General features: G+C 70.0%; 16 protein-coding genes, 1 tRNA gene and 1 rRNA gene. 7 read left to right on the forward strand and 11 right to left on the reverse strand.

What is annotated here, in order from left to right; all coding sequences use genetic code 11:
• Window positions 1-142 precede the first annotated feature (142 nt).
• Window positions 143-3,979 (forward strand): glycoside hydrolase family 97 catalytic domain-containing protein, encoded by a 3,837-nt coding sequence (locus EXE47_RS02940; protein WP_089308721.1) that lies wholly within the window; start codon window positions 143-145, stop codon window positions 3,977-3,979.
• A 48-nt stretch (window positions 3,980-4,027) separates the two neighbouring features.
• Here EXE47_RS02940 and EXE47_RS02945 read toward each other — a convergent pair whose 3' ends face one another.
• From EXE47_RS02945 to EXE47_RS02955, 3 genes are all read right to left on the reverse strand, one after another.
• Window positions 4,028-4,363, reverse strand: coding sequence for a NifU family protein (locus EXE47_RS02945; protein WP_049932866.1), 336 nt, complete (start codon window positions 4,361-4,363; stop codon window positions 4,028-4,030).
• A 111-nt stretch (window positions 4,364-4,474) separates the two neighbouring features.
• Window positions 4,475-4,813 carry a hypothetical protein gene (locus EXE47_RS02950; protein WP_049932867.1) on the reverse strand — a complete coding sequence of 113 codons (339 nt, stop codon included), beginning with the start codon at window positions 4,811-4,813 and terminating at the stop codon, window positions 4,475-4,477.
• A 105-nt stretch (window positions 4,814-4,918) separates the two neighbouring features.
• Entirely contained in the window at window positions 4,919-5,533 is a 615-nt protein-coding gene (locus EXE47_RS02955; protein ID WP_049932868.1) for a 2Fe-2S iron-sulfur cluster-binding protein, read from the reverse strand.
• Window positions 5,534-5,678: 145 nt separating this feature from the next.
• Here EXE47_RS02955 and EXE47_RS02960 point away from each other — a divergent pair, with 145 nt between their 5' ends.
• Both EXE47_RS02960 and EXE47_RS02965 read left to right on the forward strand, forming a co-directional pair.
• A complete protein-coding gene (locus EXE47_RS02960) occupies window positions 5,679-6,161 on the forward strand; it encodes an RNA-binding protein (RefSeq protein WP_049932869.1) in 483 nt (160 codons plus the stop codon).
• Between the two features lie 88 nt (window positions 6,162-6,249).
• On the forward strand, window positions 6,250-7,110 hold the full coding sequence (locus tag EXE47_RS02965) for an endonuclease/exonuclease/phosphatase family protein (protein WP_089308711.1): 861 nt from the start codon (window positions 6,250-6,252) through the stop codon (window positions 7,108-7,110).
• An 8-nt stretch (window positions 7,111-7,118) separates the two neighbouring features.
• Here the strand turns inward: EXE47_RS02965 and EXE47_RS02970 are convergent, their stop codons facing one another.
• Window positions 7,119-7,892, reverse strand: coding sequence for a DUF1028 domain-containing protein (locus EXE47_RS02970; RefSeq protein ID WP_089308712.1), 774 nt, complete (start codon window positions 7,890-7,892; stop codon window positions 7,119-7,121).
• 455 nt (window positions 7,893-8,347) lie between these two features.
• Here EXE47_RS02970 and EXE47_RS02975 point away from each other — a divergent pair, with 455 nt between their 5' ends.
• The 4 genes from EXE47_RS02975 to EXE47_RS02990 are packed head-to-tail and all read left to right on the forward strand — an operon-like array spanning window position 8,348 to window position 16,269.
• On the forward strand, window positions 8,348-10,423 hold the full coding sequence (locus EXE47_RS02975) for a PrkA family serine protein kinase (protein ID WP_049932872.1): 2,076 nt from the start codon (window positions 8,348-8,350) through the stop codon (window positions 10,421-10,423).
• A 1-nt stretch (window position 10,424) separates the two neighbouring features.
• Window positions 10,425-12,827, forward strand: a complete 2,403-nt coding sequence (locus tag EXE47_RS02980) for a kinase anchor protein (RefSeq protein WP_089308713.1) — start codon at window positions 10,425-10,427, stop codon at window positions 12,825-12,827.
• Complete coding sequence (locus EXE47_RS02985; RefSeq protein WP_089308714.1) at window positions 12,818-14,203, forward strand: DUF444 family protein; 1,386 nt, start codon at window positions 12,818-12,820, stop codon at window positions 14,201-14,203. The genes EXE47_RS02980 and EXE47_RS02985 overlap by 10 nt, the downstream gene beginning before the upstream one ends.
• Window positions 14,200-16,269 (forward strand): SpoVR family protein, encoded by a 2,070-nt coding sequence (locus tag EXE47_RS02990; RefSeq protein WP_137707987.1) that lies wholly within the window; start codon window positions 14,200-14,202, stop codon window positions 16,267-16,269. The genes EXE47_RS02985 and EXE47_RS02990 overlap by 4 nt, the downstream gene beginning before the upstream one ends.
• 43 nt (window positions 16,270-16,312) lie before the next feature.
• Here the strand turns inward: EXE47_RS02990 and EXE47_RS02995 are convergent, their stop codons facing one another.
• From EXE47_RS02995 to rrf, 7 genes are all read right to left on the reverse strand, one after another.
• Entirely contained in the window at window positions 16,313-17,023 is a 711-nt protein-coding gene (locus EXE47_RS02995) for an alpha/beta hydrolase (RefSeq protein WP_089308716.1), read from the reverse strand.
• A gap of 1 nt (window position 17,024) precedes the next feature.
• On the reverse strand, window positions 17,025-17,639 hold the full coding sequence (locus tag EXE47_RS03000) for a VOC family protein (protein WP_049932877.1): 615 nt from the start codon (window positions 17,637-17,639) through the stop codon (window positions 17,025-17,027).
• 96 nt (window positions 17,640-17,735) lie between these two features.
• Window positions 17,736-19,112, reverse strand: coding sequence for an HD domain-containing protein (locus EXE47_RS03005; RefSeq protein ID WP_089308717.1), 1,377 nt, complete (start codon window positions 19,110-19,112; stop codon window positions 17,736-17,738).
• A 16-nt stretch (window positions 19,113-19,128) separates the two neighbouring features.
• Window positions 19,129-19,335 (reverse strand): hypothetical protein, encoded by a 207-nt coding sequence (locus EXE47_RS03010; RefSeq protein WP_049932879.1) that lies wholly within the window; start codon window positions 19,333-19,335, stop codon window positions 19,129-19,131.
• Window positions 19,336-19,420: 85 nt separating this feature from the next.
• Window positions 19,421-20,263 (reverse strand): hypothetical protein, encoded by an 843-nt coding sequence (locus tag EXE47_RS03015; RefSeq protein WP_089308722.1) that lies wholly within the window; start codon window positions 20,261-20,263, stop codon window positions 19,421-19,423.
• Window positions 20,264-20,368: 105 nt separating this feature from the next.
• A tRNA-Cys gene (locus EXE47_RS03020) sits at window positions 20,369-20,444 on the reverse strand.
• 134 nt (window positions 20,445-20,578) lie between these two features.
• Window positions 20,579-20,665 (reverse strand): 5S ribosomal RNA (gene rrf / locus EXE47_RS03025); the annotation flags it as partial.

A 20,665-nucleotide genomic window follows, 5' to 3' on the forward strand; every position in this document is an offset into this window, starting at 1 on the left:
GACTCGGTCGTTTCGAAATCCAATCACTTCGATTCGTTACAATAGCATTATTATTCATCGCATACACGCTGCGGACGGAATGCGTGAGAAACGATCACAGCAAACGTTTGACGGCGCGACGCGGCGGGGGTTCCTCGGGAGCGTGGGGGCGCTGGTCGCCGCCGCGGCCTACTCGCGAGACGTGTCGGCCGACGACGCCGCGCGAGTCGACAACGAGGCGGACGACCCGGTCCAGACGGTCGAGTCGCCCGACGGATCGATCGCGGTCACGGTCGACGTCACCGGCGGAGCCCCGACCTACGAGGTCGCTCGCGGCGGCGAAACGTACGTCGGACCGTCGACGGTCGGGTTCGACTTCCGGAATCAGCCGTCGTTCGGCGCGAGCGCCGACGGGGAGTCGGGCCCGGTGACGGTCACGGGCACCGAGCGCGAGTCGGCGACCGAGGAGTGGGAGCCGGTGTGGGGCGCGTACGAGGAGGTGTCCGCGGAGTACCGCGCCCTGAGCGTCGGGCTCGCCGACGCCGCCGGGGACGCGGACGGGTCGGGCGCCCCCGCGGCGGACGCGCGGACCGCGACCCTCCAAGTGCGCGCGTTCGACGACGGGGTCGGCCTCCGGGTCGTCCTCGGAGAGGGGTTCGCGAGCCACTCGGAGAAGGCGGTGATCGACTCGGAGAACACCGGCGTCGACTTCGCGGCCGACTACGACGCCTGGTGGATCCGCAACGAGGTAACCAACCCGCGGTTCGAGCAGGAGTACGCGGAGACGCCGCTGTCGGAGATACCGGCCGGGAGCCGCGAGACGCGGCCGACGGACACGCCGACCCGGACCGGCGCGCACACGCCGCTGACGGTGGACGCGGGCGACGCGTACCTCAGCGTCCACGAGGCGAACCTCGACGACTACGCGGCGGCGACGCTCGCGCCCCGCAGCGACGACGGGGGGACGGCCTTCGCGACCGAGCTCACGCCGCTGCCCGACGGGTCGAGGGCCTCGCTCGACCTCCCGGCGGCGACGCCGTGGCGGACGATACAGGTCGTCGACCGGCCGGGCGAGCTGATCGAGTCGGAGCTCGTCCCGCTGCTCGCCGACCCGCTCGACGAGTCGGCGCTGCCGACCGCGGGCGGCGAGCCGGACGCCGACTGGATCGAGCCCCGCAAGTACGTCGGCATCTGGTGGACGATGATCGCGGGGCAGGCGAACTGGGAGTACAAGTCGGACGACGAGATCGCCGGGAACGACCGAAATCCCGCCGCGTACGTCCACGGTGCGCGGACCGAGCGCATGAAGCGGTACATGCGCTTCGCGAGCGAGAACGGGATCGACAGCGTGCTCGTCGAGGGGTGGAACGAGGGGTGGGACACCTATCCCGGGGACGGCACCGGCTTCGGCTTCGGCGTCGACGACTCCTATCCGGACTTCGACGTGCCCGAGGTGACCGACTTCGGCGCGTCGCTGCCGGACCCCGTCGAGATGACGATCCACAACGAGACGGCCGGTAACATCCCGCAGTACGAGGCCGCGATCCTCGACGAGGACGTGTTCGCGGGGTACGAGGCCGAGGGGATCAACTCGATCAAGAACGGGTACGTCTCGGACCCGGGGCTCGGCATCGACGGCGACGGCGCCGAGCCGACCCACAACCAGCACAACCAGCTCGCGGTGAACCACCACCGGCTCGCGATCCGTGAGGCGGCCGCGAACCGTCAGCTGCTGGAGATCCACGAGGGGATCAAGCCGACCGGCGAGATCCGGACCTACCCGAACGTGGCGAACCGCGAGGTGGTGAAGGCCCAGGAGTACGACGGGTTCGGCCAGCTCGGATCGAACGTCGGCCGCGACCACCACGTCACGCTCCCGTTCACGCGGAACCTCGCCGGCCCGGTGAGCTTCCAGCCGGGTATCTTCGACGTGACCTTCGGCGACGACCGCGGCGACCAGGTCCAGACGACCCGCGCCAAGCAGCTCGCGATGTACCCGACGTACCTCAGCGGCCTCCAGATGGCCGCCGACCGGATCGAGGGGTACGTCGACGAGACGTTCGAGGTGGGCGAGGGGCTCCAAGCCGCGGCCGGCGAGCGCGACGGACTGGTGACCGACGACACGTGGCGGGACGCGTTCGGCACGAACCACGTCGCCGTCGACCCTAACCGCGCACCGAGCGGCTCGTCGGTGACGTACGTCGTGCGCGGCGTCGAGGAGCCGGGGACATACGACCTCCACCTCCGGTACGCGAGCGCGCCGGAGGAGAACGCGCAACGCGTGATCGACGCCGGCGGGCCGCGAGCGACGCTCCGCGTCGGCGACGCGAGCCGGACGATCGAACCCGACTTCACCGCCTACTGGGACGACTGGCGGGTGTTCACGACCGGGGTGGAACTCGACGCGGGCGACACCGAGATCGCGGTCGAGCTCGACTACGAGGACGGCGGAGACGGGTTCACCGGCGACGTGGGGGGATTTAACCTCAACGCGGTCGCCGTCACCGAGTCGGGCGAGCCCTCCCCGATCCCGGCCGAGTACGAGGGGTACGTTCCGGAGAACGAGAACTTCGACGCGAAGCCGGAGTTCTCCTTCGTCGAGTCCGTCCCGGCCGCCGGCTGGGACGAGACGCGCGTCGTCGGCGCCGCGATCGGCGACTACCTCGCGATCGCCCGCCGGCACGGCGACGAGTGGTACGTCGGCGTCATGACCGACGGGGCGGGCCGCGCGGTCAACGTGCCGCTCGACTTCCTCGCACCCGGTAAGTCCGGGGACGCGCCGGGGCACGGCAACGGTGGCGGAAAGGGGAAAGAGAAGGGGAAGAATAACCGGAACGGCGGCGGCCGCGACGGCCCGAAGTACGTCGCGGAGATCTACTCGGACGCGATCGGAGGAGGCGTCGACGCCGACCCGACCGGGGTCCGGATCGACGAGGCGATCGTCACCCCGAGCACGACGCTGCTCGCGTCGCTCGCGCCGAGCGGCGGAACTGCTGTCAGGTTCCGTCCGGCGCGGGGCCGCGAGATCGGTCGACTCCCGGAGTACGAGCCGCCGGAACAGGACATCTCGATCGAGATCGCGGAGGAGGCCGACCTCGACGAGACGTTCATCGCGGGGACGGGGTCGAACGACGCCGGGTTCGTGGGCGGCACGAACGTCGAGATCGTCGTCGACGGCGAGGTCGAGACGCTCGCCAACGTCCGGCTCCCGCCGAACGCGACGGACGAGACGGTCGAACTCGGCTACCGGATCACGGCGATCGGCACCTACGACGTCGCCGTTCGCGACCCGGAGACCGACGAGGAGCTCGCCGCGGAGACGGTTACCGTCGCTCCCGGCGACGTCGTCGCCGAGCTGACCGACCCGAAACGCGACGACGACGGACCCGGCGAGTACGTCTACCCGACGGACGGTGCGTTCCGAGACGGCGCGTTCGATCTGCGCTCATTCCGCGTCTTAGAGACCGAGAAAGAGTACCGGTTCGCATTCGAGGTTGAGAACCTCTACGACGCGTTCGGCGGCGACTTCTCGCCGCACTACTTCCTCGTCTACTTGCGCGATCCCGACGCGAACGGCGGCCGCACGAGCGCGCTGGACGATCTCGGGCTCACCGCCGAGTTCGGCGCGCCGTGGCAGTACCGGATCGACGCCAGCGGCTTCGCGAGAGGGATCACCGACGCCGACGGCGGAGACCTTGGCACGCCGGAGGTGGTCGTGAGCTTCGAGTCGAACACGGCCGTCATCTCGGTGCCGAAGTCCGCGGTCGGCGGCGACATCTCTGGCTGGGAGGTGGCGCCGGTCGTCGGCTCGGAGGACCGCGGCAGCTTGCGCGCGGTCGCCGAAGAGGCCGGGACCTTCGTCTTCGGCGGCGCGCGCGAGGGCGCGGCCGGGAACGCGCCGCGGGTCGTCGACCTCGTGACGCCGGACGGCGTCTCGCAGGCCGACGCGCTCGACTACGGCCCCGATTCGCTCGCGTCGGTGCCGTTCACGTCGCTATAAGAGAGGCGGCGGAATCGAGAGGCCTCGCGGCGGGACGGCCCGCCGCGTTCAGAAGTGGTTCGCGGAGTCGGTCTCGTGGCGGAGCTCGCCGCCGCGACCGCCCTCGACCGTCGAGGCGCCCTGATCGCCGGAGGAGGCGGTCCGCACCGTCACGTTGTCGACCTCGTCGAAGTCCATGATGAGGTCGCGGCGGATGTTGTCGGCGGTGATGTTCGAGATACCGCAGCCGGAGCAGGTGCCGCCGAGCTCGACGACGACCTCGCCGGTCTCGGGGTTCGCCTCGCGCACGACGCTCGTGCCGCCGTGCATCTGGATGATCGGCATCTGTCCGACCATCCACCGCTCGACCCGGTCCGCGAGGCTCTCGTCGCTCTCGTCGCTCATTACCCCCAATACATCGCCGACGGTATGGAAAGTTGCGGTTTAGGAGCAGCCGAGCGCGTCGAAAGGAACTGTGTCATCGTCGATGAGACGGAACGGCGGCAGCCGAGCGCGCTATCGCTCCCCGTCGTCGCCCGAGTCGGCCGCGTCGCCGGACTGGCTGGGGAGCCGCGTGGGGTCGGCCGGGTCGTCGCCGTTCAGCGAGTCGTCGCGTTCGAGCACGTACAGCAGCGGCCCGAGCGCGGTCAACACGAGGACTCCGGGTAGGGGCGCGTCGGGAACCGCGAGTAGCGTGACGAGGCTCGCACCGCCGGTGAGCACGACGAGCGCGGCCCACGCCGCCGGCGAGCCGAGGTCGACGCCGACGCGCGCGGCGTCGCGGTAGACGGCCGCGGCGATCAGCGCGACGACGACGCCTCCGCCGCCCCCGACGAGGGCCGTGGTGACGGACATACGGCTCGTTGGACCGAGACGCGAAAAAGGGTGTCGCGAGCGAGAAGGACTGGGAACGAGCGCGGAATCGAGAACGGGTGGGAGAGTCGAGACCAGGAAACGGGCCTACGGCGCCTCGCCGGTCTCGATGCTGAAGGAGTCGCGCGGGTACGCGACGCAGGTGAGCGTGTAGCCGTCGTCGATCTCGGCCTCTTCGAGCATCTGCTGGTTGTCGTGCTCGACGAAGTCCTCGGAGGGGCCGTCCGCGATCTGCCCGGCACAGGAGACGCACTGGCCCTGTCGGCAGGCGTACGGGAGGTCCCACCCCTCGTCTTCGCCCTGTTCGAGGATGGGCTCGTCGTTGGAGAGCTCGACCGTCTCGCCCTGCTTGACGAACTCGACCTCGTAGTACTCCACCTCGTCTTCGGGGATGTCACCGGGGCCGGAGCTGACGGTGCCGCCCTCTTCGAGCTCGCCCTCCCCGCCCTCGGCGCCGCCCGCCGGGATGGCGCCGCCGCCACCGCCGCCGCCGACCGCGCGGTTACCCGGTTCCGGGAACTCGGTCTCGGGGACCGACGACGCGCGGTGTTCGAGCACTTCGTCCGAGACGTCGGTCGTGGGTTCCCACCCCGTCCCCCGCACCGAGGTGACGAGGACGACGAGAAGCGTCGCGACCGCCGCGAGGACGATCGCGGGGGGATTCACGATCGCCACGAGCACGATCGCCAGTGGGTTGAGCATACGAATGGATATGGAGAGGTGGTTTAAGGCCGTTTTGATCGGTCCAACGAGTCGAGACCGTCGCCGCGGAGCGCCCGCCGCGGAGCGACCCCCGGACGAGGCGGGGAGCGGTCCATTTATCGGCCGAGCGGTCGACGGAACGCCCATGGAAGTGAAATCTCGGCACCACCTCCGGAGCGACGAGATCACGGCGATCCGCGAGGCGGTGGCCGACCACCTCGGGGTCGACATCGACGGCGAGGCGTTCGAGTTCGTGGAGTTCGTCGACGCCGGCTACGAGCTCGTCTTAGTCGACGGCGACCCCGCCGTCTTCTACGTCGACGACGACGAGCCCTTCCTCACGGTCCGGGGGGCGAACGACTTCGACCCGGAGACGGGCGTCGTGACGGTCGACGCAGGGGCGATCTCCTTCGTCTCCGACGGCGCCGACGTGATGCGCCCGGGGATCGTCGAGGCCGACGAGGCGATCCGCGCGGGCGACCTCGTCGTCATCGCCGAGGAGACCCACGGGAAGGTGCTGGCGGTGGGCCGCGCGATGGTCGACGGCGACGCGATGGTCGGCGACAGCGGCAAAGTCGTCGAGTCGATCCACCACGTCGGCGACGACCTGTACGAGTTCTCGGTGTGAGCGGTCGGGGAGCGGCGGCCTCGATTCGTTCCGCGACACGTCCCGCGCTCCGCGCATTTTAATCGCCTCGCCCGCGACCCCCGACGTAATGACCGCGATCCGGGTGCTGAGCTACAACGTCCGCTACGCCAACCGGGGCGACCACCACGACGCCTGGCACGACCGCCGAGACGCCGTCGCGCGCCTGGTCCGCTTTCACCGGCCCGACATCGCCGCGTTTCAGGAGCCGCTCCCCGGACAGCGCCGCGACCTCCGCGAGCGACTCCCGGAGTACGAGTTCGTCGGCCGGGGTCGCGCGACCGACGGCGAGGGCGAAGGGTGCCCGATCGGCGTCCGGGGCGACCGCTGGGAAGTCACTCGGAGCGGGACGTTCTGGCTCTCCGAGACCCCGGACTCGCCGTCGGTCGGGTGGGACGCGTCCCACCCGCGGATCGCGACGTGGGCCCGAGTGCGCGCCGTCGACGGCGACGCCGCGCTCCGCGTCGTCAACACGCACTTCGACCACGTGAGCGCGCGGGCGCGGCGCGAGTCCGCCCGCCTGCTGCGCGAGCGGCTCCCGGCGATCGCGACGGGCGACGAAGCCGACGCCGACGGGACGGCCCCGGTCGTTCTCGTCGGCGACCTCAACTGTACGCCCGGGTCGGAGCCGCACCGGATTCTCATCGGCGACGACGCCGGAACCGGGGGGACCGTCGACGGAGGAGCGGTCGACGGAGGGGCGACCGACGACGCGCCCGCGCTTCGCGACGCCGCCGTTGCCGCCGACCTCCGGCACGGCCCGGAGACGAGCCTCACCGACTTCGCCCGCCTCATCGACGGCCGCCGGATCGACCACGCGCTCGTCTCGCCGGAGCTTTCGATCGAGGCGTTCGCGACCCTCGCGGACCGCGACGACCGCGGGCGGTACCCCTCCGACCACCTGCCGATCCTCGCGCGGCTGTCGATGTAGCGGGCCCTCTACTCGTCGTCTGTTTCCGTCTCGTCGTCCGTTGCCTCGTCGGCCTCCCTACCGTCGTCCGTTGCCTCGTCGGCTTCTCTCTCGTCGTCGGTCTCCTCGTCCGCGTACTTCTCCAAGACGGTCTCGTAGCCGCGCTTGGCCGTCTCGTACGTCTCGCGGAGGTCCGCCACCGGCGTCTCGCTCGCGTCGACCCGGAGGTCGTTGTAGTACGGGTCGTCGGTCTCCTCCTCCGTGTTACACACGAGCAGCGCGGCGGACTGGACTTCGAGGTCCTCGCGCTTGTCGCCCCCCGCGGCGTGGCCCGCGGCGAGGGCGTCGATCAGCCGCTCGGCGAGGGGCGCGTCGCCGTGGGCGTCGGACTCGTAGGCGGCCGCGGTGTCCTCGACCACGTCCTCGCCCGTCAGGAGGTTGCCCGCGACGGTGTAGTTCTCTCCCTCCCGGTGGCCGTACCAGCCGTTACACTCGTCGCCGGAGAACGCGAACGTCCCGTCGGCATCGACGCCGTGGAGCTGGCGCTGAGCGCTCCCCTCGTCGGCGTTCAACAGCGCCTCCAGCGCGTCGTCGACCGCGAGCCCGTCGCCGAGGTACTCGATCCCCTTCCGTCCCAGTTCGATGTTGACGAGCGACTGGGTCGCCACCGCGCCGTCGGCCGAGGCGAAGGGACACAGCGTGCCGACGCCCGGCAGGCGGGTGGTCACCGCCACGCCGAACCGGGTCTGGTCGTCGCCGTCCTCGTCGGTGTACCGCTCGCGAACGCAGATGCTGAACGTCACAGGCGTACTGGGACGGCGCCCCGCAAAAGGGTGGGTGCCGGGGTCGATGGTTCCGGTTCTCAGCGACGGGCGCGCGGACAGCGCGCGTCTCGAACGGGGCCCAACCGGGCGCGCGCGAGGGATTCGAGAGAGCCGACGCTCGCCGCCGCCGTAGATCCCACGGGTCGCTGATAAAACCGGTCGAGGGACCGTCGGCGAACCGGTCGGATCCGGTGAGGGCGCAGGCGCCGGTCGCTGAGTGATGCGTGTCAACGGGCGACATACTTATCCGTGGCAATCCCTCTCACATATATAGCCTCGGATACGGGCGAGGCGACCACCGACACCGACGCGCGCCCCGACGACGCGCCGCTCGCGGCTCGACGAGCTGTTGATATGCGCACGAAGAGCGGCTGCTCCGGCCGTCGCGTCGGCCGTCGGCGACCCCGCCGCGCCCCCCGAGCGAACGTGATACGATGGCAGACCGACAAACGCTTGAACGGCTCAGCGAGGAGTACCGGACGGAGGTTCCCGACGACCTCAGAGCGGCGCGCTCGTTCGACTGGTACCTCGACGCGCTGTACGACGACCCCCGGATCGCGCGGAACGCGCACCAGCGCGTCGCGGACATGTTCGACCACTACGGGACGCACTACGACGAGGAGCGCGGCGTCGCCGAGTACGCGCTCGCCGCCGAGGACCCGCTCCACGACGGCGAGAACGTCTTCTACGGCCGCGAGGTCCACGAGGCGATCCACGAGTTCGTCAACAAGGTGAAGTCCGGGGCCCGCGGACTGGGTCCCGAAAAGCGGATCAAGCTCCTGTTGGGGCCGGTCGGCTCTGGGAAGTCGCACTTCGACTGGCTCGTGCGCCGCTACTTCGAGGCGTACACCCGGGAGGACGCGGGGCGGATGTACACCTTCCGGTGGGTCGATCTCTGTTCGGTGATCGACGACCAGGACCCGGACGACGACACGGTCCGCTCCCCGATGAGTCAGGACCCCCTCGTCCTCCTCCCGAAGCCGCAGCGGCAGGCGGTGATCGACGACCTGAACGAGCGGCTCGACGCGCCCTACACGCTTCGGAACGACCAACACCCGGACCCGGCCTCGGAGTTCTACCTGAACGAACTGCTCGCGCACTACGACGACGACCTCCAGCGCGTCCTCGACGAGCACGTCGAGGTCGTCCGGCTCGTCGCAGACGAGAACCGCCGGGAGTGTATCGAGACGTTCGAGCCGAAGGACAAGAAGAACCAGGACGAGACGGAGCTCACCGGCGACGTCAACTACGCCAAGCTCGCCGTCTACGGCGAGTCCGACCCGCGGGCGTTCGACTACGCCGGCGCGTTCTGTAACGCGAACCGCGGCCTGTTCTCCGGCGAGGAACTGCTCAAGCTCCAGCGGGAGTTCCTCTACGACTTCCTCCACGCCTCGCAGGAGTCGACGATCAAGCCGAAGAACAACCCGCGGATCGACATCGACCAAGTGATCGTCGGCCGGACGAACATGCCGGAGTACCGCGAGAAGACCGGCGACGAGAAGATGGAGGCGTTCAACGACCGCACCAAGCGGATCGACTACCCGTACGTGTTGGAGTACGAGAGCGAGGCGGAGATCTACCGGAAGATGCTCGCAAACGCCGACGTGCCCAACGTCCACGTCGAGCCGCACGCGCTGGAGATGGCCGGCCTCTTCGGCGTGCTCACCCGGTTGGAGGAGCCGACCGACGAGACGGTGAGCCTGTTGGAGAAGGCGAAGGCGTACAACGGCGAGCTCGAAGACGAGGAGATCGACCGGCGGAAGCTCCGGGAGGACGCCGCCGAGTCCGCCGACGTCGGCGAGGGGATGGACGGGATCTCCGCGCGGTTCGTCGGCGACGAGATCGCCGAGGCGATCATGGACGCGACCCACCGCGACCGCAGCCACCTCTCCCCGTTGTCCGTCTTCGATCACTTCGAGGCGAACCTCGGCGGGCACGGCTCGATCGCGGCCGACGACCTCGGCCGCTACGAGCGGCTCTTGGAGACCGTCCGCGAGGAGTACCGCGAGCGCGCGATCGAGGACGTGCGCCACGCGCTGGCGTACGACGTGGACGAGCTCCGGCGGCAGGGCGAGAAGTACATGGACCACGTGATGGCGTACATCGACGACGACACCGTCGACGACGAGCTGACCGGCCGGGAGACCGAGCCGGACGAGACGTTCCTGCGCGCGGTCGAGGAACAGCTCGACGTGCCCTCGGACCGCAAGGACGACTTCAGACAGGAGGTGTCGAACTGGATCTCGCGGCGCGCCCGCGAGGGGCGCGGCTTCGACCCGCAGGAGAACGACCGCCTCCGGCGCGCCCTCGAACGGAAGCTGTGGGAGGACAAGAAGCACAACATCAACTTCTCGGCGCTGGTGTCCGCGACCGACCTCGACGACGAGGACCGGAGCGCCTGGGTTTCGGCCTTGGTCGACCGCGGGTATTCGGAGGACGGCGCCGCAGAGGTGTTAGAGTACGCGGGCGCGGCGGTCGCGCGCTCGGAGATAGCGGACGGCGGGGACTGAGATGAGCGAACGCACTCGAACGGACGGCGAGGGGTTCGTCGCCGCGGCCGACGACGCCCTTCGGGGGGCGTACGACCCGCCGATGAGCCTCGAGTCCTACGTCGACCGCGTGTTGGAGAACCCGACCGCGGCCGCCTCCGGGGCGGGGTACGTCCTCGCGGCCGTCGAGTCGTACGGCACTCGTGAGGTCCGCGAGCGGGGCGAGACGCTCGACCGGTACCGGTTCTTCGACGACCCGGCGAACGACGGCGAACACGCCGTGTTGGGCAACACCCGCGCGCTCAACGCGTTCGTCGACGACCTCCGCGCGGCCGCGACGGGGCGCGGGAACGACGAGACGATCGTCTGGATCGACGGCCCGACCGCGACGGGGAAGTCGGAGTTCAAGCGGTGCCTGATAAACGGGCTCCGCGCGTTCTCGAAGACGGACGCCGGGCGCCGGTACACCGTCGAGTGGAACGTCACCGGCGCGGGCGTCGGGAGCGGGGGCGGGGCGGGCGCCGCGTCGCTCTCGTACGGCGACGGCGGCGACGCCGGGGAGTGGTACCGCAGCCCGGTCCAGACGCACCCGCTGTCGGTGTTCCCCGAGTCGGTCCGCGAGTCGGTCGCCGACGCGGCCGACGACGACGCGTATCCGATCGCCGCCGACGTGGGGCTCGACCCGTTCAGCCGCGAGGCGTACGACCACCTGGAGTCGACCTACCGCGAGCAGGGGCGCCGCGACCTCTTCTCGGCGATCACCGACCGCGACCACCTCCGCGTGACGAGCTACGTCGTCGACGTCGGGCGGGGGGTCGGCGTCCTCCACGCCGAGGACGACGGGACCCCCAAAGAGCGGCTCGTCGGCTCGTGGATGGGCGGCATGTTGCGCGAGCTCGACTCGCGCGGCCGGAAGAACCCGCAGGCGTTCAGCTACGACGGCGTCCTCTCGCAGGGGAACGGGGTCGCCACCGTCGTCGAGGACGCCAGCCAGCACGCGGACCTGCTCCGGCGGCTGCTCAACGTCCCCGACGAGCGGCGCGTGAAGCTCGACAAGGGGATCGGGATGGACTTAGACACCCAGCTGATCGTCATCTCGAACCCCGACCTCGACGCCGAGTTGGACCGGCACGCCGAGCGCGGCGACGCTGACCCGCTGAAGGCGCTGAAGCGCCGGCTCTCGAAACACGAGTTCCGGTACCTCACGAACCGCCGCTTGGAGGCGCGGCTGCTCCGGCGGGAGATCGCCGGGGCGACGGCGGTCGAGGACGGTAGCGTCGGCGCGAGCGGCGCGGCCGCCCCGGACGCCGGTGACGGCAGGGACCGCGACCCCGGAGCGGCGCCGCTGTCGGTCGCGGTGCGGGAGTCGGACGGGACGGTCGCCGAGCGCGAGATCGCGCCCCACGCAATCGGGGCGGCGGCGCTGTACGCGGTCGTCACGCGGCTCGACGCGGACGACCTGCCCGGCGACCTCGACCTGATCGAGACCGCCGAGCTGTACGAGACCGGCGAGGTCCGCCGCGGGGACGACGCGGTCACCGTTGCCGACGTGGACCTCGCCGAGGGGGACGGCCGAAACGGGATCCCCGTGACGTACGCGCGCGACGCGGTCGCGGACCTGCTCTCGTCGACCGCCGACCGGAGCCACCCGGAGCTTCCCGTCGAGCGAGTGATCACGCCGACGGACGTGCTCGACGCGCTCGCCGACGGGCTCGTCGACGCCCCCGTCTTCTCGCGGGCCGAGGCGGCGGAGTTCGACGGGCGGCGCGAGCCGGTCGCGACGCAGATCCGCGAGCGGCAGCGGGAGGACGTGATCGACGCGATTCTCGCCGCGGAGACCGTCTCGGCGGAGACCGTCGCCGAGTACGTCGAACACGTGTACGCGTGGGACGACGACGACCCGACGGAGCGCGGACGCGCGGACGAGGCGCCGGACCCGCTCGCGATGAAGGTGTTCGAGACGGAGACGCTCGGGCGGTTCGACGAGAGCGACTACCGCGGGACCGACCCGGGCCGGGCCGTCGAGAGCTTCCGGCGCGAGCGCGTGATCCGGGGGCTCACGCGGTACGCGTGGCGGAACCGCGGCGACGCGTTCAGCGTCGACGACGTGGAGCTCGCCGAGGTGCCGGAGCTGAAGGCCGTTATCGACGCGAACGACCTCGCCGACGTGAAGCGGCGGTTCCCCGACCTCGATCCGGCGGCGTGGGCCGACCCGCCGGCCGACACCGAGACGGAACGGGTGAAGGCGGAGACGATCGACCGCCTGTGCGACCGCGGCTACACGCCGGCGTCCGCGGAACTGACGAGCCGGGCGGTGATGGAGCAGGTCCGCAAGGAGTGGCCCGATATCGACGGTGAGCGGGCCGGCGACGCGGGTCCGAGCGACGGTGCCGGTCCCGACGGAGGTGGTGACCCGTGGGACTGACCGAGGACCGCGAGCGGTTCCGCGAGGTCGGCGAGACGCGCCGGGCGGACCTCGCAGAGTTCATCAGCCACGGCGACCTCGGCGGGTCCGGCGCGGACCGGATCCGGATCCCGATCAAGCTCGTCGACCTCCCCGCGTTCGAGTACGACCAGCGCTCCGCCGGCGGCGTGGGACAGGGCGGCGACGGCCAGCCGCAGCCCGGCCAGCCGGTCGACCCCGAGCCCGGCGACGGCGACGAGGCGGGCGACCCCGGCGAGGAGGGCGGCGACCACGAGTACTACGAGATGGACCCGGAGGAGTTCGCCCGCGAGCTCGACGAGGCGCTCGGGCTCGACCTCGAACCGAAGGGGAAGCAAGTGATCGAGGAGGTGGAGGGCGACTTCACCGACACCGCCCGCGCCGGCCCGCGGGGGACCCTCGACGTCGACGAGTTCTTCAAGCGGGGGTTAAAACGCCACCTCGCCACCGACTTCGACGAGGCGTACGTCCGGGAGGGCCTGTTCGTCGACGGGGGCGGCGTGGACGACGTCTTCGCGTGGGCGCGCGACCAGGGGACGCCCGTCTCCCGGGCGTGGATCGCCGACGCCGCCGCGACCGTCGCGGACGAGGCGGGCGAGCCGGTCGCCGCGCTCGACCGGTGGGAGAGCTTCGAAGCGCTCGACGACGGGGTGGACCACGAGCCCGTCACGCACCGGATCCGGCGCGAGGGGCTCGACAGCGTTCCGTTCCGCAGCGAGGACGAGCGGTTCCGTCACCCGGAGGTGATAGAGAAGCGCGAGCGCAACGTCGTGGTGATCAACGTCCGCGACGCCTCCGGCTCGATGCGCGAGACGAAACGCGAGCTCGTCGAGCGCGTGTTCACGCCGATGGACTGGTACCTGACCGGGAAGTACGACGCCGCCGAGTTCCGGTACGTCGTCCACGACGCGGAGGCGTGGGAGGTCGACCGCGAGGAGTTCTTCGGGATCCAGTCGGGCGGCGGAACCCGGATTTCGAGCGCCTACGAGCTCGTCGAGGAACTGCTGGAGGAGTACCCGTACAGCGAGTGGAACCGGTACGTGTTCGCCGCGGGCGACTCCGAGAACGCCGGTAGCGACACCACGAACAACGTGATCCCGCTGATGGAGTCGATCGACGCCAACCTCCACGCGTACGTTGAGACCCAGCCCGGCGACGGCGCGGCGAACGCCCGCCACGCCGACGAGGTCGAGTCCGCGTTCGGCGACGACGACGACGTGGCCGTCGCGCGCGTCTCGGAACCGGACGACGTCACGGACGCCATCTACGAGATCCTCAGCACGGAGTCTGACGGCGGCGGGAGCGCTCCCGCCGGAACGACCGCGGCGCGGCGGACCGACAGAGGTGAACGCAGATGAGAGACGACCGGATCGAGGCGAAGCGCGAGGCCGACGCCCTCGACGAGCCGGCCGAGGAGGCCCGCGAGCTGGCCGAGCGGCTCGGGTTGGAGCCGTACCCGGTGCGGTACTGGGTGGTCAACCACGACCAGATGAACGAGCTGATCGCCTACGGCGGCTTCCAGCGCCGGTACCCGCACTGGCGGTGGGGGATGAACTACGAGCGGCAGCGCAAGAAGGACCGCCACGGGCTCGGGAAGGCGTTCGAGATCGTCAACAACGACGACCCGGCCCACGCGTTCCTCCAAGAGTCGAACGCGGCGGCCGACCAGAAAGCGGTGATCACCCACGTCGAGGCGCACGCGGACTTCTTCGCGAACAACGAGTGGTTCGGGCTGTACGCCGACCGCGGCGAGGGCGGCCCGAACGCCGCGGCGCGGTTGGAGCGCAACGCCGACCGGATCGCGGCGATCGCGAAGCGGGCCGACGTCGACCGCGACGAAGTCGAACGCCTGATCGACGCCGTGAGCGCGCTGGAGGACACGATCGACCAGCACAGCCCGGTCGACGCCGCGCGGTCCGTCGAGGAGCCGGGGATCGCGGACGACGTGAGCGGCGACGGCGACGACGCGCTCGACGCGATAGAGGCCCGGATCGACGACCTCGACCTCTCCGAGGAGGTGCGCCGGGACGTGTTCGACGACGAGTGGCTCGAAGCGCGCGGGGAGGGCGTCGAGCCGGAGGAGCCCCGCCCGGACGTGCTCGCGTTCCTGCGCGACCACGGGAAGCGGTACGACCCGGATAGCGGGAAGGCGGTCGACCGCGAGCCGTGGGAGACGACCGTCGTCGACGCGATCCGCGAGGAGGCGTACTACTTCGCCGGGCAGAAGCAGACGAAGGTGATGAACGAGGGGTGGGCGACGTACTGGGAGTCGCTGATGATGGGCGGCGAGGGGTTCGCCGGCGAGGACGAGTTCCTCACGTACGCCGACCACATGTCCCGGGTGCTCGGCTCGCCCGGCCTCAACCCGTATAAGCTCGGCTTCGAGCTGTGGACGCACGTGGAGCTGCGCGCCGCGCGCCGAGAGGTGATCGACAAGCTGCTCCGGGTCGACGAGGTGACGCCGGAGAACTTCCACTCGCGGATCGACCTCGACGAGGTCGCGACCCTGCTCGAACCCCACCCGGCGGTCGCGGGCGCCGGCCCGGCGACGCTGGACGAACTCGCCGACCTCGCCGCCGACGGCGATCCGCGCGTCGACGCCGAGGCGGTCGACCGGGCGCTGTCCGCTCGGCGCGAAGACGGCGACGGCGCGTCGGCCGACGGCGAGGAGATTGACGTGGAGCGGTACCCGTGGAAGCTCCTCACGCGCGAGGGGCTCGCGGAGCGCCACTACGTCCTCTCGCGGCCGGAACACCGGGGCGCGCTCCGGAACGTCTCTCGGGAGACGCTCGAAGAGCAGGCGCGGTACCTGTTCGACGTGGACCGGTACGCGACGGTCGCCGAGGCGATCGCCGACGTCGACCGCGCGGCCGGCTGGGAGCGGATGTTCGAGGTCCGCGAGAGCCACAACGACGTGACGTTCATCGACGCGTTCCTCACCGACGAGTTCGTGCGCGAGGGGAACTACTTCACCTACGAGTACAGCCGAGCCGCCGAGGAACACCGCGTCGCCAGCGTCGACGCCGACGACGTTCGGAAGAAGCTGCTCCTCCGATTCACCAACTTCGGGAAGCCGACGATCGTCGTGTTGGACGGGAACTTCCGCAACCGGGGGGAGCTACTCATCGGCCACCGGTACAACGGCGTCGCGCTCGACGAGGAGCGCGCCAAAGCGACGCTGAAGCGCGTGTTCGAGCTGTGGGGTCGCCCGGTGAACCTGGCGACGATCCGCGTCGAGTACGACGACGGGGCCGTCCGGCGCGCCAAGCGACGCGGCGAGGAGCCGGAGGGAACCGAGGTCGGCGTGCGCTTCCAGTACGACGGCGGCGAGGTGACGGAACACGACCTCGACGAGTCGATCCGGGAACGGATCACCGCGGACGAGGTCGACTACGACACGAAGCCGGACGACTGGCTGGCGTGATCAGGGCGGGCGGCCCCCTTGGCCGGCGCCGACGGGCCGACGCTCAGGCGAGGTCGCCGACCAGTTCTGCCACCGCCGCGACCTCCTCCTCGTTGATCCCGTGGCCCATGCCCTCGTAGATCCGTTCGTCCACGTCGGCCCCGAGCGCCTCCAACACCGCGGTCGTCTCGTGGACCCGCTCCTCGGGGATGTGCGGGTCGACGTCGCTACAGCCGACGAACGCAGGGGTGCTGGCGAGGGGGCCTGTCGCGTCGTCGCCCGCTCCGCTCCCGCGGTCGCCGGTCGCGAGGTAGTCGTCGACCTCGACCGCCTCGCCGATCAGCCCGCCGCTGAACACTGCGAGTCCGCCGTAGCGGCCGGGATCGCGGGCGACGAACTCGCTCGCGAGACAGGCGCCCTGCGAGAAGCCGGCGACGAGGACGCGGTCGCGATCGATCTCGGCGTCTGTCGCGCGGTCGACGGCCGCGTCGACCGCCCGAAGGCCCGAGGTCCGCCCCGGCTCGTTGTCCGCGACCGGCGCGAGGAACGAGTTCGGATACCAGGTGTTCCCGGCGGCCGCCGGCGCGAGGATCGCCACGTCGCGGTCGCCGGCGAGCCGTTCGCCCAAGTCGACGACGCTGCGGGCGGTCGCGCCGCGACCGTGGACGAGTACGAGCGCCGCGCCCGCGTCGTCGAGCGGCGTTCCGGCCGTGACCAGCGGCTCGTCGCCGTGCGGGTCGTCGCCCGCGTGCGGGCCCTGAGCGCCGTCCGCCATCTCAGACCCCCACGCCGGCGTCGGCGTCGGGCAGGTCGTGTTTGTTTACCGGCAGGCCGAGCTCCTCCAGCGCGCCCTCCATGTGGCGGTCCTGCGCGAAGTCGGCGCCGTCCTCCTCGCGGAGCCGCTGCGCGGTCGCGAGCACCTCGCCCTTGCGGTCGTCGGGTATCTCGTATTTGTCGGCGGACAGCTCGATGACGAGCCCGTTGTTGTCTTGGGTGTAAATCGAGTGGAAGATGCCGCGGTCGAAGACGTTGTACCCCTTCCCTGCCTCTTCGAGCGCCGCCATGATATCCTCGTACTCGTCGGGCTCGACGGTGAAACACAGGTGGTGAACGGCGCCCGTGTTGACGCGCTGGCCGCGCGCGGACGCCCGCTCGTCGCTCACGAACACCGTGAGGATCCGCCCGTCGCCGGTGTCGAAGAAGAGGTGCGTCTGCGAGGGGTCGTCGAGGTTCGGCTGTCGCAACACGAGCGGCATCCCGAGCAGGTCGCGGTAGAACGCGAGCGTGTCCTCCTCGTTGCTGCCCCAGACCGTGACGTGGTCGGTACCGCTGGTGTGGAACGGTGCGTCCGGGAGCTTCGACGTGACCGGAGCCGCGCTCTCGTCGCTCATACCGATCGGAAGGCGACCGAGTCGTATAAACCCGAAAGGGACGGGACCGTGACCGGCTGACACCGGTGTTATCGGTCAGAATTGCGTCCGATGCCGTCAGCCGCCGTACTCCGCGCGAAACCGATCGACGAGCCACCGAGTGGCGCGTTTTCGGTCCCCGTCGGGCACGTAGACGAACGGGATCGGGGTGTCGAAGGCGCGCTCGCCGTACAGCCCCCAGTCGCCGGCCGACCGCGTCGTCCCGCCGTACGCGATCGGAATGTCGGCCAGCTCGGAGGGCTCGTACTCGGGGACGTACGAGCGTTCGATCCACACGTCGTGAGGCGGAACGTCCAGTTCCGCCGCGAGTTCGCGTTCGAGGCGCTCGTCGCCCGAGACGAGCCACTCGCCGAACGCCTCGCGGTCGACCTCGATCCGGTCGGCGTAGGCGATCCGATGTTTCCAGCAGGTCGTTGGGAACTGCCGCGTCCGATACCGGTCGTACAGCGTCGCGAACGTGGTGTCCGGGCGGTCGCGCGCGAGCCGGCGCAGTCGCTCCGCGACGGTGTTGTCGTCGATCTCACCGTCGAGGATCCCGTCTATCGTCACCGGCGGATCGCCGGTCAGCTCGGCCGCTCGCTCGGTGAGATCGCGGAGCAGCGCGTTCGCGTACACCGACTTGTGGTGCTGGGTCACCCACATGTACAGCGCGATCCGGCCCTCCAAGTAGTTCCCGAGCGTCGAGAGCGCCTTCTCGGAGAGCGCGAGCCCCTCGTCGGGGTGCGCCGTGTAGGCGTCGACCATGCGATCGGTGTCGAAGTTCAACACGTTCGCGCCCGTCATCCAGTTGTCTCGGGAGATGTAGTCGAGGCGGTCGACGTCGACCGGCGAGTGAAGCAGCTGGGCTCCGAGGCCGTGCTGCCACGGTCCGCCCCGCTCGTACACCAGACTGTACCCCAAGACGTACGCGCACACCTCCTCTGGGTCGACCGACAGGGATCGGAGCGCGTCGCCGAAGCGGTCGAGTATCAGGAGACAGCTCATGAGTTCGTGCGGACTCGCCCCGAGAAGTGGCGTGTCATCGAGCCCCGCCTCGCGAAGCGACGCGACGAAGCCCCGCTCCGCGAGCCGGTCTCGGAGTGCCGTCGCGTCGAGATGCCGCTCGCAGACGTGCGAGAACGGCGGATGGCCGACATCGTGGAGCAGACACGCACACTCCAGCGTCGACTGAATCTCGTCGAGCGTGTCCGAGGACGTGTTCCGGGTGAAATACGGCTCCTCACGGAGGTTTTCGAAGACGCGGCGGCCGAGGTGGTAGACGCCGAGGCTGTGTTCGAACCGCGTGTGGTTGGCGGCCGGATAGACGAGGTGGGTCGCCGAGAGCTGCTTGACGTACCGCAGCCGCTGAAACGCCGACGTGTCGATCACGCGATCGACGACCGCGTCGTCGAGTTCGATGTACCCGTGAACGGGGTCTTTGATCTGTGTCGTCATGTGTACAGCGACGCCGTCATCGCCTCCAGACCGCCGGTGCGACGCCGAGCGTCCGGACGGCGAACGGGTAGGCGAAAGCGATAGCGAGCACGAGCACCAACGACGCGACGACACCGAGCCCGCCGGTGATCCGGTCGGCGACCGCCAGCGCAGCGAACATGGCGACGAACATCACCGCCCAGTGGGGGGCCAACTGTCGCACCTTCTCTCCTGTCGAACTCATGCCCGCCGTAGCGGTGCCGTCCGGTAGTGGCTGTCGGTCGAAACGCAGCATCGAAGCGAAACGAACGCCCCGACTCGGCCGGCTGTCAGTACCGCGACGGGATGAACGCCAGCCCAGCGAGCATGATGGAGGACAGCACCGAGAGGACGAGCACGCGCGAGAGGCCGCTGTTGTACTGGTTGAACTGGTCTATCTCGGAGACCTGCGCCTCGTACGCCTCGATGTCCGACGACATCCGAAGCGTCGAGGCGTCGGGGAAGTGCGCAACGTAGTCCGTGCCGCCGATCGTTACCACCGAGTGCTGGGAGAACTCCACGGTCTCCGTCTCGGTCGTCTCCCACACGAGTACGGCACCGTCAGCGGTCACACCGTCGACCGTAACCGTCTGTCCGTCGTACTCGAGGGTCTCGCCCACCTCGTACGAGCGCTGCTCGGGCGCCGGGAAGTACTCGTCGACGGGCACCAGCGTCCGTTCGCCGGAGTCGTCCGTCACGGCGACGTACTCGCCGTCGTCGAGCGTGACCGTCTCGTTCTCGGCCGCGTCGTCGGCGCCGAGGATCGCCTGCCGGTCGAGCACCTCGACGAGCGTGAACTGGGTCGCGTTCTCTCCCGTGACCTCGACGCGCCACTCGCGGTCACCGACCGTAACCGTCGAACCGTTCGCCCACGTCTCGGAGGTCTCCGCGGTGAACTCCCGCTCGAGCGTTCCGGTGATGACGGTCGTCGCCGCACCACCGTGCCCGCCTCCGCCCTCTTCCGTCTCGGAGATGTCGGCCACAACGTACGACTCACCACCGACTTCGACCGAGTCACCCTGCGAGGCGTCGACCTCCGGATTCTCGAGCGTGATCTCTGGACTATCGGCCGTCGCGGTCAGCGCGCCCGCCACGCCCGCGACGGCGAGGAACAGCGCGACAAACACGGCCACAGCGCGTCGTTGCATAGTTGACGCATGGGTCACCCGGTGTTTAACGGTTACTAAGCGGGTCAGTTCACGGGACCGACCTCGCGACGTACCGAGACCGAATCAAGAAGCCAAGGGCCGGATTTGAACCGGCGTTGGGCGGCTCTGCAGGCCGCTGCGTCTGACCAGACTCTGCCACCTTGGCGCTGTCCGAACGTACCGCTGTGGAGCGTTTAAGCCTAGCGGTCGCGCGTCAACGCCCTCGCCGCTCGCTATACGTCAAAAAAGCCCACGGACATACGTCCGTGGGCTGGGTGGGAGTATTCTCCCGGATGAGTGGGCAGGCGGCGACCCGTGGTTCCCAGAGGATCGCTCACTCCAGTACTTCACGGTACGCTGGTGGGCTTAACTTCCGTGTTCGGAATG

Source organism: Halorubrum sp. GN12_10-3_MGM, from assembly GCF_005435235.1.
Taxonomy (GTDB): domain Archaea; phylum Halobacteriota; class Halobacteria; order Halobacteriales; family Haloferacaceae; genus Halorubrum; species Halorubrum ezzemoulense.